Annotated in this window: 10 protein-coding genes, 2 tRNA genes and 2 pseudogenes; 1 reads left to right on the top strand and 13 read right to left on the bottom strand. The window is 44.0% G+C overall.

Going from position 1 to position 14,457, the window contains the following annotated elements; all coding sequences use genetic code 11:
* Nucleotide 1: 1 nt before the first annotated feature.
* From rpsA to parE, 12 genes and pseudogenes are all read right to left on the bottom strand, one after another.
* On the bottom strand, nt 2-1,204 hold the full coding sequence (rpsA, locus tag MFP28_RS05845) for a 30S ribosomal protein S1 (protein ID WP_002897515.1): 1,203 nt from the start codon (nt 1,202-1,204) through the stop codon (nt 2-4).
* Between the two features lie 163 nt (nt 1,205-1,367).
* Nucleotides 1,368-1,439, bottom strand: a tRNA-Gln gene (locus MFP28_RS05840).
* Nucleotides 1,440-1,452: 13 nt separating this feature from the next.
* Nucleotides 1,453-1,533 (bottom strand) — tRNA-Tyr (locus MFP28_RS05835).
* Between the two features lie 49 nt (nt 1,534-1,582).
* Nucleotides 1,583-1,813 (bottom strand): DUF2969 domain-containing protein, encoded by a 231-nt coding sequence (locus MFP28_RS05830; protein ID WP_002906512.1) that lies wholly within the window; start codon nt 1,811-1,813, stop codon nt 1,583-1,585.
* 105 nt (nt 1,814-1,918) lie between these two features.
* A pseudogene (locus MFP28_RS05825) lies at nt 1,919-2,944 on the bottom strand (branched-chain amino acid aminotransferase); the annotation flags it as partial.
* Nucleotides 2,945-3,110: 166 nt separating this feature from the next.
* On the bottom strand, nt 3,111-5,561 hold the full coding sequence (gene parC, locus MFP28_RS05820) for a DNA topoisomerase IV subunit A (RefSeq protein ID WP_002906509.1): 2,451 nt from the start codon (nt 5,559-5,561) through the stop codon (nt 3,111-3,113).
* Nucleotides 5,562-5,803: 242 nt separating this feature from the next.
* A complete protein-coding gene (locus tag MFP28_RS05815) occupies nt 5,804-6,622 on the bottom strand; it encodes an aminoglycoside 6-adenylyltransferase (RefSeq protein WP_032916258.1) in 819 nt (272 codons plus the stop codon).
* A 117-nt stretch (nt 6,623-6,739) separates the two neighbouring features.
* Nucleotides 6,740-6,850 (bottom strand): annotated as a pseudogene (locus MFP28_RS05810) (GNAT family N-acetyltransferase); the annotation flags it as partial.
* Nucleotides 6,851-6,922: 72 nt separating this feature from the next.
* Nucleotides 6,923-7,297: a GNAT family N-acetyltransferase gene (locus tag MFP28_RS05805; RefSeq protein ID WP_002906503.1), complete on the bottom strand. Its 375-nt coding sequence runs from the start codon at nt 7,295-7,297 to the stop codon at nt 6,923-6,925.
* Nucleotides 7,298-7,360: 63 nt separating this feature from the next.
* Nucleotides 7,361-8,107: a DUF6261 family protein gene (locus tag MFP28_RS05800; RefSeq protein WP_002906501.1), complete on the bottom strand. Its 747-nt coding sequence runs from the start codon at nt 8,105-8,107 to the stop codon at nt 7,361-7,363.
* Between the two features lie 247 nt (nt 8,108-8,354).
* On the bottom strand, nt 8,355-9,404 hold the full coding sequence (locus MFP28_RS05795; RefSeq protein ID WP_050540611.1) for a hypothetical protein: 1,050 nt from the start codon (nt 9,402-9,404) through the stop codon (nt 8,355-8,357).
* 13 nt (nt 9,405-9,417) lie between these two features.
* Nucleotides 9,418-11,367: a DNA topoisomerase IV subunit B gene (gene parE / locus MFP28_RS05790; RefSeq protein ID WP_002906498.1), complete on the bottom strand. Its 1,950-nt coding sequence runs from the start codon at nt 11,365-11,367 to the stop codon at nt 9,418-9,420.
* Nucleotides 11,368-11,557: 190 nt separating this feature from the next.
* Here parE and plsY point away from each other — a divergent pair, with 190 nt between their 5' ends.
* On the top strand, nt 11,558-12,208 hold the full coding sequence (gene plsY, locus MFP28_RS05785) for a glycerol-3-phosphate 1-O-acyltransferase PlsY (RefSeq protein WP_002906497.1): 651 nt from the start codon (nt 11,558-11,560) through the stop codon (nt 12,206-12,208).
* Nucleotides 12,209-12,247: 39 nt separating this feature from the next.
* Here plsY and nt5e read toward each other — a convergent pair whose 3' ends face one another.
* Nucleotides 12,248-14,407, bottom strand: a complete 2,160-nt coding sequence (gene nt5e / locus MFP28_RS05780) for a cell surface ecto-5'-nucleotidase Nt5e (RefSeq protein WP_002906496.1) — start codon at nt 14,405-14,407, stop codon at nt 12,248-12,250.
* Between the last annotated feature and the right edge of the window lie 50 nt (nt 14,408-14,457).

Below are 14,457 nucleotides of genomic sequence, written 5' to 3'. Positions count from 1 at the left end.
ATTACAATTCAATATCGCCAAACAAATCAGCCATTGAGAATCCAGTTTGAGTTTCTGGAAGTTCAAAGTCACGTTTTTCTTGACGTTTTGGACGACGAGGACGTGATTGGCGTTTCTCATCTTTTTGTCCTTCTTCTTGAGCTGGACGTTCTTCAAGAGCCTTGATAGAAAGTGATACACGCTCATCAGCAGCATTCACTTCAAGAACCTTAACAGTTACTTCTTGACCAACCTTAAGGGCATCCTTAGGGCTTTCAACACGTTTGTGAGAAATTTGTGAGATGTGAACTAATCCATCGATACCTGGCAATACTTCAACGAAAGCACCGAAATCAGTCAAACGTTTTACAGTTCCTTCAATCACATCGCCTGCAGCAAGTTTTTGCTCAACGCCATCCCATGGTCCAGGTGTGGTTGCTTTAAGAGAGAGGGATACGCGGCCTTCTTCTTCGTTCAAGTCAAGGACTTTCACTTCGATTTCATCACCAACTGATACAACAGACTTAGGTGATACGTTACGCTCATGTGACAATTCAGTCAAGTGAACCAATCCATCAACTCCGCCAAGGTCAATGAACGCACCGAAGCTAGTGATGCGAGCAACTTTACCAGTTACAATATCACCAACATTCAACTTACCAAAAACTTCAGCACGTGCTGCTGCAGCTTCAGCTTCTACAACCTCACGACGTGAAAGGATGAAGCGGTTTTCTTTTGGATCTACTTCTTTAATCTTAGCATCAAACTCTTGACCTACAAAACGCTCAGTGTTACGAACGAAACGAGTATCAAGCATTGAAGCAGGGATAAATCCACGAAGTCCTTCAAACTCAACTGAAAGTCCACCTTTAACAGCACGAGTGCCCTTAACAGTGACAACTTCTTCTTCACGACCAACCAATTTGTCCCAAGCTTTGCGAGCTTCCAAACGTTTTTTAGATACCAGGTAAGTTACTGTGTCTGTATCTTTACCTACTACTTGACGAAGAACAAGCAATTCAAGTGTTTCACCTGGTTTTACAAGGTCGTTGATATCAGCGTCGCGGTCGTTTGTCAACTCACGAAGAGTCAAAACACCTTCAACACCAGTTCCAGCGATTGCAACATTAGCTTGGTTAGCGTCAACAGTCAATACTTCAGCAGTAACGACGTCACCTGGCTCAACTTGGCTAACACTGTTTAGCAAATCTTCAAATTCATTCATCTAAAAAAATCCTCCAACAATCAAGCTTACGCTTGACATACTACTTATTTATTTTCCTAAGCACCCGCAAATGACATTGATCTATCGTTAACGATTTCCATCCTATAAAGAAATAAAACACCTAAAGACATTTTATTATTTTATCAGATCTATTACCTAAGAACTGGGGTAGCTGGATTCGAACCAACGCATGAGGGAGTCAAAGTCCCTTGCCTTACCGCTTGGCTATACCCCATTAATATAAAGAATGGAGAGAGAGGGATTCGAACCCCCGAACCCGAAGGAGCGGATTTACAGTCCGCCGCGTTTAGCCTCTTCGCTATCTCTCCGACAATCAACGCTATCTATTATAACATTGATACAATGAAAATGCAAGCCCTATTTGCTTAAATTATAGGTTTCAATCAAAGTTTCCACGGCTCTTTCAAGTTTTTTATAAAAACTTTCAGCATTTCCATTTTTGATAATTGCAAACTGGCCATCTAGTTCAGCAATCTCGCCGATAAGCTTCTTGCCAATAGCAAGACTATAACCGTCGAATTGGTCTGCTCCGACTTTCACTTTGCTATCTGTGATTTGAATTTCAATCTTTTTATCTTTTTTACTCATAACTTACCTCTTTCAAATCTCTATTGTACACGAAAAAGGCTGACTTCGCAAGCTATCTTAGGCTAGAATCATAGAAAAACTGCCCAATCAAGGACAGCTTTTAGGTTATATTTTCACAATCCAACCTTCCGGCGCTTCAACATCACCGAATTGGATACCAGTTAATTCGTCATATAGCTTCCGAGTGACTGGTCCGACTTCTGTCTCGCTATAAAAGACATGGAAATCATCGCCGTGCTGGATACCACCGATAGGAGAGATGACTGCAGCTGTTCCACAAGCGCCAGCTTCAGTAAATTTACCTAAGTCTGCCAGTGGAACATCACCCTCAATCGGTTTAAGCCCTAGTCTATGCTCGGCCAGATAAAGCAAAGAATACTTGGTGATGGATGGCAAGATTGAGGGACTGAGCGGCGTTATAAACTCATTATCCTTGGTAATGCCAAAGAAGTTGGCAGAACCCACTTCTTCAATCTTGGTATGGGTTGCTGGATCCAGATAAATCACATCAGAGAAATGCTTATCCTTAGCAATCTTTCCTGGTAATAAGCTAGCAGCGTAATTACCACCCACTTTTGCCGCACCAGTTCCGTTCGGTGCCGCGCGGTCATAGTCATCTGACACAATGAAGTTAGTCGGAGTCAGACCGCCTTTGAAGTAATTGCCGACCGGCATTACAAAGATTGTGAAAATGTATTCTTCAGCTGGTTTCACGCCAATAATATCGCCGACTCCAATCAAGAGAGGTCGAATGTAAAGAGTTCCACCTGTTCCATAAGGTGGAACATATTCTTCATTAGCTCGGACAACCTGCTTGACTGCATCCACAAACATTTCTGTAGGAACTTGCGGCATGAGCAAGCGATCAGCTGTCTGCTGTAAACGTTCCGCATTTTTATCTGGACGGAAAAGCTGAATACTGTCATCCTTAGTTCGATAAGCCTTAAGCCCCTCAAAAGCCTGCTGGCCGTAGTGAAGGCTAGGAGACGACTCAGAGATATGGAGCGTAGCGTCCTCTGTTAACGTTCCTTCTTCCCACTGGCCGTTGCGATAGTATGCTATGTAGCGATAAGGCAGTTTCATATATGAGAATCCTAGATTTTCCCAGTCAAGATTTACAGTCATGGTCTTTCTCCTCTTCTTCCAAACTTCATTTTTAGATACTCCCTATTTTACACCTTTTTGAGATATTTTCAAGTATTATTTTCAATTTTCAGAAAATTTTGTTATTCAGTGTTTTTCTGCTATCAAACTTTTAGAAATTGAAAAAACCAGCTCCTGCGAACTGGTTTGATGATTATTTGATGTAAGCTGAGAAGACTTCTTCGTCTGAAATGGTATCAGAAATGAAGCTGCCGTTGCTAGTTCTCTCAGACAGGCTGAGATCAGCTAAATTAATCTCATAGGCAGCTCCTTTATTAGAAAGCACCTGCAAAATCTGCTCCTCACTGGCTTCTGCTTCAGTAGTAAAGAGGTCAAAGTCCACTGCTTCGCCATAGACTGGTCCAGCTGCAAAGACACGATGGGGCTTGGTCTTAAGCTCTCTCAGAACTTGAAGACCGCGATTTGCTCGACTAGTAACAGGAATGTCTGCGACTGCCATACGCTTGAGCGAACCGCGCTGAGTCAGGAGGTAAAGCGAGTCTGTATTGGCGATAAAGGCCGCTGCTAGGACGTCGTCTTTCTTGAGGTTAATGGCTTTAACACCAGCTGCCTTAGCTCCGATGACAGGTACTTCCTCAATATTGAAGCGAAGGGCATAGCCGTTCTTGGTCACGAGCATAACATCATCCAGCTTAATCGGCGCCAGAGCAATGACCTGGTCATCTTCATTTTTCAGCTTGGCAAACTTGAGTGACTTAGACTTGTAGGTCCGCCAAGGACTGAACTCCTTACGCTCTACACGTTTGATTTGACCTAACTTGGTCGCTGCAAAGTATGTGCCTTCCTCAAAACTGTCCAGCAATTCCGTGTAGATCACTTCTTCTTTGGTATCAAAGTTGCTGATGGTCTGGCTGAGGTGTTCTCCGATTTCTTTCCAGCGGATATCTGACAGCTCATGAACAGGCCGGTAAATAACATTTCCCAGGCTGGTGAAAATCAATAAATGCTGAGTCGTCTTGGCCTGGCTAACAAAAATCAATCGGTCATCGTCACGCTTGCCCATCTCCTCTAAGGTTGAAGCAGAGAAAGAACGCGGACTGGTCCGCTTGATATAACCAGAACGTGTCACGCTGATATAGGTCTCTTCCTCAACAATCAGACTAGCTGTATCAATCTCAATGGTGTTTGCTGTATCCTGCAGCTCGCTGAGACGCGGATTGCCAAACTTCTTCTTGACATCGCGGAGCTCCCGCTTCATAAGGTTATACATGGTGCGCTCATCACCGATAATAGCAGCCAGCATAGCAATCTTCTCGCGGAGCTCTCCTTCTTCCTCTTCCAGAACCACTACGTCTGTATTGGTCAAACGGTAGAGTTGGAGAGTGACAATAGCCTCAGCCTGCTCCTCGGTGAAATCATAGCTGACTTTAAGATTTTCCTTGGCGTCTGCTTTGTTTTCAGAAGCACGAATCAGGGCAATCACTTCGTCCAAGATGGAAATAACCCGAATCAGTCCTTCCACGATATGAAGTCGTTTTTCAGCCTTAGCCTTGTCAAAGCGGCTGCGAGCTAGAATAATCTCCTTGCGGTGGGCAATATAACTGGTCAAGATGGGTACAATTCCCACCAAACGAGGCGTGAAATTGTCAATCGCCACCATGTTGAAGTTGTAATTAACTTGCAAATCAGTGTACTTGAAGAGATAGTTGAGAATCAGCTCAGTATTTGCGTCTTTCTTTAGCTCGATAGCAATGCGAAGACCGTCCCGGTCAGATTCGTCCCGCACCTCAGCAATGCCGGCTACCTTATTATTGACCCGAACATCGTCAATCTTCTTGACCAAGACTGCTTTATTAATCTCGTAAGGAATCTCAGTGATGACGATTTGCTCTTTTCCGCCCTTTAGCTTTTCAATCTCAGTTCTGGAGCGCACTACAACTCGACCTTTACCAGTCTCGTAAGCTTTCTTAATCTCATCTCGACCTTGGACAATAGCTCCTGTCGGGAAGTCTGGACCAGGCAGAAACTCCATGAGTTTGTCCACCTTGGCAGACGGATGGTCAATCATATAGATAACCGCGTCAATGACTTCAGCGAGATTATGGGGTGGAATGTCAGTCGCATAACCAGCGGAAATCCCAGTTGCTCCATTAACCAAGAGGTTAGGAAAGGCTGCCGGCAGAACAGTAGGCTCCTTCTCGGTATCGTCAAAGTTCCAAGCAAAAGGAACAGTATCTTTCTCGATATCCTGCAAAAGATAGCCAGCCATCTCAGACAGGCGCGCCTCAGTATAACGCATAGCCGCCGGTGGATCACCGTCCATGGAACCATTGTTCCCGTGCATCTCAACGAGAATCTCGCGGTTTTTCCAGTCCTGAGACATGCGAACCATGGCATCGTAGATGGAGCTGTCACCATGGGGGTGAAAATTCCCCATGATGTTCCCGACTGACTTGGCAGACTTACGGTAGCCCTTGTCGAAGGTATTGCCGTCCTTGTTCATCGAATAAAGAATACGGCGCTGCACAGGCTTCAAGCCATCTCGAATATCCGGCAAGGCCCGCTCTTGAATAATGTATTTGGAGTAGCGACCAAAGCGCTCTCCCATGATGTCCTCAAGGGACATGTTTTGAATGTTACTCATAGGATACTAAGCCCGTAAAATACAAAGTAAAAATAGGAAATTCTTGCAGTGAGCGATGCTCACAAGAGAATTTATCTTTTTCACACAGTATTTAGGGCGTGTTCAACTCCTTTCAAAGAATGTAGAGTAGTTTTTTATAAAATAAAGGATATTTTACGGAAATTAGTCCCGTGTTCAGTTACTATAAGTAACCAAACTATCCTTTCTGTAGTTTAATGTTTTAAATTACGTTCTTTATTTAGTCAGTGATTGGGAAGTCTAGCCTCAGCATACTCAATCATCTTCTCTGCAGTTTCTTTGTCATAGTGGAAGCCGGTTTTGAGAGAGAAAGCTTGTGCCTCTTTGTGGAAAAAGTGCATGGTAGCTAAGAGAGACTTGGTGATTCTTTTCCGGTCTGAAAAGTCAAGTAAGGCTGTATATTCTTTCTCTTTCTCAGCAGGCAAATGCTGAAAGAGGTACTTGTAGTTCTTGCCAACATCGACCGTTCCCTTTTCTGCTGCCACTTGCCAAGCTAAAAGCTTGAGCAATTCTTGCTGACAGATTCCATACAGATGATCCGTCGCATAGACCAGGTGGTTCCGATGAATGCCCTTGACTACATAAGCTGACACCCACCAGAACTCATTGCAGGATTTGTCAAAGTCAGTCGCACTGGCGGGTGCGGTCCAATAACGCTTGGGTGTCGGTGTATAAGGAGCAAACAGCCCCTGCGGATCATCCAGCACCGTGAAATCTGCTTCGCTATCCACCCACTCTTTGATGTATTCCTTAGGACAAAGGGTCAAATCTATCCGATTGCCATCTTCAAAGAGCATGAGATAGAGACGACGATGGTCAAGTAGGACATGCTGCTCAATCATGCGCTTGCCAAATCCTTCCAACCAAGCAAGGTCGGCTATCAGACCATCCAAATCCTCTACAATGTAGAGCACATCATAGTCTTGGAACTCGTCTTTGGGAGCCTTTGGATTTGTCCGCGAGCCGGACATAGCAACAGCCTCGACCTGTAGCGCTTTTGCAGTTTGCAAAATCACATCAAACATCTTGGGTTCAGTTCTCATGGGAATACCTGCCTTTTTAGTGAAACTCTTGATTCTGTAGAGGACATGTCTATAAAGCGGACTGTCTGCTGGAACTTTTTCGTTATCAAATTCTTTGACAAATTCCATGCTCAGTTTTTGCATGACTTTTTGTGAAGGGAGATTGAGTAAGGATGTAAAAGAGTAAACTTCTGACAAGCCAGCTTGCCGAAAAGCAAAGTCTAGACAGACTTGGGCAGCCTCCGTCGCATAACCATCTTGGCTAGTTCAAGCGAATCCGTCAGACCCAGTTTATTGTCAAGCGTCATTGGCTTGCTCCTCTCATTCAGATTTTCTAAATCCTGTACCAACAGGCTTAAAACCTACTGCCCGATAAAATCCATCTGCTTCAGATATTAATTCAATCCGTGTCAAAGGATATTTTTTGTGGATCTCCTCAATCAGCTGCTGTCCCAGTCCTTTTCTGCGGTGGGATTTAACAATAATCATTTCAGCTAAAAAGGTCGTCAGCACTTCATCCGTCAGATAACGGGCAAAACCAAGGATTTTCTGGTTCTCTTCAACTACCAAGTAATGGGACAGATTTGTTGAAAATAATGATGTCACTTTTTCCTCTGTAAAAGAAAGCCATTTTTCATTTTGATAAAAGGCATAAATAGCTTGACAATCTTTTGTGCTTGCAGGTCTGATTATCATTTTCTACTCCTTTCAAATCCGATGCGACCACTAACAATTTTTCAACTCAAATTTAGTTATATTCTAGTTGCTCTCCGCCACTTCTTCTTTCACCTTCTTAGCTGGTTTGCGTTTTTTGTAGCGGCTGCGGATGGTGTTGAGGTGGTCGCGGAGATTGACCATGTGCGTTCTTTCAGGATAAGCATAAGCAATGATTGCAGTGAAATCCACTAGAAAATCATAGATTTCTTGCAGCTTAAGACGGACGTTCTTATTCTGGCTTGGTGTCTTGCCCTTGAGCTCAGTCAGTCGCTCCTTGTAGACCTTTTCAAAGGCTTTCTGAGCAGCAGTCAGACTGTCGACATGGGCTTCCAGATGAAGCTTAGCCAGCGCTGTCTGGTAGGTTGGTTTTTTCAGCTCTTGGAGCAAGTGGTTGATGCCCTCGGTCTCCTTTTCCAAGCTAGTCGCAGCTAGACCGGTGTAGTTTTTCAGAAGCTGAGACAGGATCTCATAAGCTTCCTTGGTCGCTGCATCCTTGACCCTTGCAAAGGCCCGAACTAAAGACTGGAGCGTGCCCAAGGCATCATCGCGCTCGCAGTCAGCCTGATCCAAACTAGCCACCAGCTTGCTGGACTTGGTCTGATGAAGCCCGCCCTGCAGCTGTTCCAGAAGTTTGTCCATTTCATCCAGCTTGGTCGTGTAAATGCCATCCACCTTATTTTCCTTGATAAATGCCGCAACCTCGCTCCGACTCTCGGACATGAGCTGGAAAAATTCTTTGTTTTCCAAAGTATGAACATCTACACTAGTAATTCCATAAATTTTTTTCATTTTTATAATCTCCTAAATTTTTTATTTATTTTAACTTTAATTCCCTTTTTATCTTTTCTGATTTTCTGAAAAAGTTTTTTGCTTTAAAACCGCTTGCCAGAAAAACAAACGTTCGTCTTTTGCTCAAAAAATACTCGCCAGATTTTCTGCCAAACAGAATTTGCCAAAAAATGCCTTATCAGAAAATCTGACGACCTCACTTTAGCTCTGGCGAGCTTGACAGAAAATCTGGTGAGCGTCTCTAGGACTAAGGAAGACAATTCCTTGTAGGGGATATGCTATTTTGGGGGTTAAACCCTGATTTATAGCTGTATCTATTATTTTTATCTCTTCGAATTAAATACTTTTCACGTTTTTTTATAAGTCTTAAAAACTTTTCTGTGCTTAATAATTTTTCTTTGTATTTTTCACCGCCATGATAGTAACACTTCTTCAACTCTTTGTATCTTGGTTTTTCTAAAAGCAGTTGCTCTTGGAAAATTTCTTGAGCGATTGTATTACTTTTTCTGATTCTCACATCAGCAAACCAGGAAATACAAGCAGTTTGAAAAATTAAAAGAAGAAGAAAAATTCCTAAAGGATTAATTTCATTTATTTCAATACTAATAACAAAAGTTACTATAGACAACAGAGTTATTATAATTGCATTAATATCAATTATATCTTCAACTTCAAAAATTGAAATTCTTTGAATATAAAAATACATCAATACTGTTAAAATAATCATGTTTAATACTACGATATACCAAAATTCTGTAATTTCTTTACTATTAAGTAGCTGTGATTCAAAAATTACGGACCAGATTTTTTTATTAGTATCAATTCTTAAAATTTCTATCAGCAACGTTGTAGGATATCCAGTTTCTGCCCCTAGTAAAATTAATAAATATAAATTTGAAAAAATTTTTCTAATAACTTTTATCATGGGCACAAAGCCACAAATTAGAAAATATACAAATTGTATGGGTAATCTAATGAGAGAAAGAAATGCTGTTAAACCTACGCATAGTAATAGAATTAATAAAAACGAATTCTTAACAACGTTGTTATAAAACGCTAAAAAAACAAACATAAAAACTAGCGAATACAAAGTCTCTAGAATTAAATTGCTTAACTCTATTTTTTTTAGAATTCTCAAATGACTTTCATTCTCAAAAAAAGTAAGAAACTCTAATTTTTTAAATCTGCTAAATTCAGATAAAGTAGACTTGCTTAAAAATTTTTCCAAAACCCAAATTTGAAATTTTTCTAATATATTTTTCAAAAAAATAAGTATTTCTTTAACTTTATTATTCACAATCACTCCTGTATCAAAACACCATCTCCCCACTCTCTTCAAGCGTAAACTTGACATTATCCTCAATCCACTTGCGGCGTGGTTCGACCTTGTCACCCATGAGGACATTGACACGGCGTTCGGCGCGGGCCAGATCTTCGATGGTGACACGAATGAGGGTGCGGGTGTCGGGATTCATGGTGGTCTCCCAGAGTTGGTCGGCGTTCATTTCACCGAGCCCCTTGTAGCGCTGAAGCATAGCACCCTTGCCAAACTTGCGGCGCAGGTCGTCCAGCTCGCCATCGGTCCAGGCATACTCGACAACTTCGCTCTTGCCCTTGCCCTTGGACATCTTGTAGAGAGGCGGCAGGGCAATATAGACGCGGCCAGCCTCGACTAGCGGGCGCATATAGCGATAGAAAAAGGTCAGAAGCAAGGTCTGGATATGGGCACCGTCAGTGTCCGCATCAGTCATGATGATAATCTTGTCATAGTTGGCATCCTCAAGGGTAAAGTCTGACCCAACACCTGCTCCAATCGTGTAGATCATGGTGTTGATTTCTTCGTTCTTGAGAATGTCGGCCATCTTAGCCTTAGCAGTATTGATAACCTTACCGCGCAGAGGCAGGATGGCTTGGAACTTACGGTCACGGCCTTGCTTGGCAGAACCACCGGCAGAGTCTCCCTCGACCAGATAGAGTTCGTTCTTGGCTGGATTCTTGGATTGGGCTGGAGTCAGCTTACCAGAGAGCAAGCCCTTGTCTTTTTTATTCTTCTTGCCATTCCGGCTTTCGTCACGTGCTTTACGGGCTGCTTCTCTGGCATCTCTAGCCTTGATAGCTTTGCGGATGAGATTGGAAGCTAGCTCACCATTTTCCAAGAGGAAGAAAGTCAGCTTGTCAGAGACGATGGAGTCCACGGCCGGACGAGCCAAAGGACTGCCCAGCTTGTCCTTGGTCTGACCCTCAAACTGCAGGTGCGCCTCAGGGACCAGGATGGACAGGACAGCAGCCAAACCTTCGCGGTAGTCCGATCCTTCTAGATTCTTGTCCTTTTCCTTGAGCAGGCCGGTCTTTCTGGCATAGTCGTTCATGGCCTTGGTAATAGCGGTCTTGAGTCCCGTCTCGTGAGTCCCGCCGTCCTTGGTGCGAACATTATTGACAAAGGATAGGATATTATCGGCGTAGCCGTCGTTGTACTGAAGGGCCACCTGAACTTGGAAGCCGCTCTCTTCGCCCTCGAAATAGAGGACAGGGGTCAGGGTTTCCTTGTCTTCATTGAGGTAGCTGACAAAGTCTTCAACTCCGTTTTCATAGTGAAATTCTACTTCTTCGTCAGTCCGCTCATCAGTCAGCGATAGGCGGACGTTCTTGAGCAGGAAGGCTGATTCCTTAAGCCGCTCCGCAATGGTGTTGTACTTGAAGTCTGTCGTTGAAAAAATCGTATCATCCGGCATGAAGGTCACTTTGGTCCCAGACTTAGACTTAGGTGCAGTGCCGATTTTCTTGAGCGTAGTGACTGGTTTCCCACCATTTTCAAAGCGCTGCTTGTAAACAGTCCCATCCCGCGTGATTTCCACTTCCAGCCAGCTGGACAGGGCGTTGACAACAGAGGAACCTACACCGTGGAGACCACCTGAGGTCTTATAGCCACCTTGGCCGAACTTACCTCCGGCGTGGAGAACGGTGAAGATGACTTCAACCGTAGGAATACCCATAGCGTGCTTGCCGACTGGCATCCCGCGTCCGTGGTCTGCGACGGTCAAACTGCCGTCCTTGTTGATCGTCACATCGATCCGGTCGCCGAAGCCTGACAGGGCCTCATCAACAGCATTGTCCACAATCTCCCAGACCAGATGGTGGAGTCCAGCTCCGTCGGTCGATCCGATATACATCCCTGGACGCTTGCGGACGGCATCCAACCCTTCTAATACCTGAATGGCATCGTCATTATAATTGTTAATATTGATTTCCTTTTTTGCCACAAGAACCTCCTAATGATTCATCTTTTCTATCTTACAAGTTTTTGGCAAATATTGCAAAGATTTTTTTGAAAAAACTGCTGATGAGGACTGATTTTACACGAAGAAGAATCCAATATCCGAGTAGACATTTCCTGCTATAAATTCTATCCTTTTCTATTGTAAGAAAGCGAAATAATGGTATAATAAAATCATGATGAACACGATAATTGGATTAATACTAGCATATTTACTGGGCTCTATTCCGACTGGGCTTTGGATTGGGCAAATTTTCTTTAAGAAGAACCTGCGGGAATACGGCAGCGGCAATACCGGAACGACCAATACTTTCCGAATTTTGGGAAAGACAGCGGGGACGGCTACTTTTGCTATCGACTTTCTCAAAGGAACTGCAGCGACCCTGCTGCCTTTCTTTTTGCATATTGAGGGAGTTTCGCCTCTTATCTTTGGCCTCTTGGCTGTGATTGGCCATACCTTTCCTATCTTTGCTGGCTTTAAGGGTGGAAAGGCAGTGGCAACCAGTGCAGGGGTTGTTCTGGGCTTCTCACCAGCCTTCTTTGTCTATCTGATTGTCATCTTTGCCAGCATTCTATATCTAGGAAGTATGATTTCTCTGGCAAGTGTGCTCTCAGCAGTCATCGCTATCCTGTCAGCGCTGCTCTTTCCTCTAGTTGGCTTTATCCTGCCCAGCTATGACCTCTTCTTCACTCTGATTATCATTGCGCTGGCTTTGATTATTATCCTCCGGCACAAGGACAATATCCAACGTATCAAACAGAAAAAAGAAAATTTAATTCCTTGGGGCTTGAATATCACACATCAGAATCCTGAGGCTAAGAAATAAAACGGAAGTGAACAACTTCCGTTTTATTGTGTCTTCTAACTAGTCTTCTTTATGACTTTTCTTAATTCCTGCCAATCCCAAGAATCCTAAAACCATACCAACTAAGCTCAGGGCAACGGCCGATTCGCTGCCTGTCTGTGGCAGTCCTTTAGCTGCAGGATCCTTAGTAAAGGTCTTGGCAACATGGACAGGTACTTGCTTGGTTTGAATTGGCGTGTTAGCCAGTGGAGCTGCCTGTTTTCCAGGATCAGCTGCTTTGGCACCAGCTGGGTAGGAAGCTGCATTAGCTGGATCTGTTCCTTGCTTGATTTCTTCAATATCTGTGTAGCCATCACCATCTGTATCCTTAGTGGATGAAATAGAGATGGCGCGTGAGTTCGGATTGATAACTGCATAGGCTGTCAAATCAGCTTTTGCAAGATAGTCTGCAAAAGCCACATCCATCGATGGTCCTTCCTCGCGAGGACCGCCCAGCATAGTATAGCCGTCACCACCAGCAGCCAGGAAGTCGTTTGTCGTCAGATAGTAGGTCTTATTTGGATCAAGAGGCTCATAAACACCCGTTTCTTTGTTCTTAATCTCAATGTGGAGGACACGCTGATCAGATGGCAGAGTGGTGTCGTAGTAGACTTTAGCTCCAGAGATTTGCAGGTAACCACCACTTGGTTCCAGCAAGGGTTGTCCGTTCTCATCCAGCACAGGATTGCCATCTTTTTCCTGAAGGATAGAGCCCAGAGATTTGGCAAACATATCTGCGATATTTTGACCAGTCACCTTGATTTGAGAAATAGTGTTCCCAAAAGGCAATACGGCGATAACATCTCCCTTGGTGATTGGCTTGTCTTTAGCAATAGTTTCACGCAGGCCGCCTCCGTTAGTAACAGCCAAGTCTGTTTTATTGGCAAAGCCAGTTTGACCATAATCGTAGAGAGCATCGGCTACGACATTACCCAGATTGGTTTCCCGAACGCGGACATTTTCACGATCGCCATTAAGCTCTACAGGACTGTTAGCCACGATAACTTTGGCATTATCTGCGTCGTACCTAGCTTTAATCTTGCTGACCATGTCTGCTACAACTGGGTCTGGAGCGACTTTTTTAGCTGTTTCAGCGGAGATTTGCTGAGGATTTCCCAGAAGTTGATTGGCCTTGAAAGTTACTTTTCCGATATTGTGTAGGTAGCTACCAGTCTGGTTGTAGGTGACATTATCGCCATAAGTCGTAGACTCTACTGTGTGGGAGTGGCCGTCAATAACGGTTACGCGCTTTCCTTTGAGCTTAGGATTTTTAGAAAGAGCTTCAGCCAAGGTTGAACCGCGCCACTCAGTCGGTGTGGTCGTGTCAACACCCAAATGAGCCAGAACAACATAGTTTTTGTAGTTCTTTCCTTCTGCCGCTGCGCGTGCTTCAATTTCGTCAATAACCCGATTAACCTCTGTGATTGGATCAGTGAAGGTCACACCTTGGATGTTTTTAGGGTGAGTTTTTGTAGCAGTTTCTGGTGTTGTCACACCGATTACTACGAATTCGTCTCCCTCAACCGCTGGATCCTTGTCTACAATGGTAGATGCTTGGAAAACTCGAGCATTGTTGGCATAAGTATTGGAGCTGAGGAGTGGGAATTTAAGAATTTCCTTGTATTTTTTCGCCTCATCCAGACCAAAGTCAAACTCATGGTTCCCGACTGCCATAGCATCGTAGCCAATTTCATTGAGGATTTTCGCCCGTTCTTCCCCTTTTGAACTATTAGAAATTGGCAGACCTTGGAAAGCATCACCCGCATCAACAACTAGTACTTTAGGATTTTTAGCGCGCTCTTCTTTGATAACAGTAGCCAATTTAGCATCGCCGATAACGCCTTTTTCCTCTACGATGCGGCCATGCACATCGTTAGTATGGAGAATCGTAGCCTCTGGTAGATTTTCTGACTGGGCTGGTGCTGCAGCGGCTTCTGTCGCAGCTGGACCAGCCGGAGCTGCTGTATTCTGACTATCTGCTGCTGGCTTTTCTTCTGCTGAAGCTGCTGGAGCAGTTGGTTGCACTTCAGAAGCTGTCTCAGCAGCTGGCTGATTGGTCAACTCAGCCTTTGCTGGCTCTGGACTAGCCTGAGCCTCTTCTGCAGAGACTTGATGGGCCAAAAAAGCAGGTGCCAAAAGCACTGTCGATAGAACAGGTAAGATGAAAAATTTCTTCTTCATATAACGAACACTCCTCTTTAGTATTTTGTTATATTATACATCTTTTTGGC

Origin of the sequence: Streptococcus sanguinis (genome assembly GCF_050234405.1) — a bacterium.
In the GTDB taxonomy this organism is placed as follows: domain Bacteria; phylum Bacillota; class Bacilli; order Lactobacillales; family Streptococcaceae; genus Streptococcus; species Streptococcus sanguinis_W.
The sequence above is the reverse complement of the archived record's forward strand: the minus strand, read 5'-3'. Positions and strand labels throughout refer to the sequence as shown.

Coding starts and splice junctions, on each gene's coding strand:
- rpsA (WP_002897515.1), bottom strand. CDS start 1,204: ATGAATGAATTTGAAGATTTGCTAAACAGTGTTAGCCAAGTTGAGCCA.
- MFP28_RS05830 (WP_002906512.1), bottom strand. CDS start 1,813: ATGAGTAAAAAAGATAAAAAGATTGAAATTCAAATCACAGATAGCAAA.
- parC (WP_002906509.1), bottom strand. CDS start 5,561: ATGAGTAACATTCAAAACATGTCCCTTGAGGACATCATGGGAGAGCGC.
- MFP28_RS05815 (WP_032916258.1), bottom strand. CDS start 6,622: ATGAGAACTGAACCCAAGATGTTTGATGTGATTTTGCAAACTGCAAAA.
- MFP28_RS05805 (WP_002906503.1), bottom strand. CDS start 7,297: ATGATAATCAGACCTGCAAGCACAAAAGATTGTCAAGCTATTTATGCC.
- MFP28_RS05800 (WP_002906501.1), bottom strand. CDS start 8,107: ATGAAAAAAATTTATGGAATTACTAGTGTAGATGTTCATACTTTGGAA.
- plsY (WP_002906497.1), top strand. CDS start 11,558: ATGATGAACACGATAATTGGATTAATACTAGCATATTTACTGGGCTCT.
- nt5e (WP_002906496.1), bottom strand. CDS start 14,407: ATGAAGAAGAAATTTTTCATCTTACCTGTTCTATCGACAGTGCTTTTG.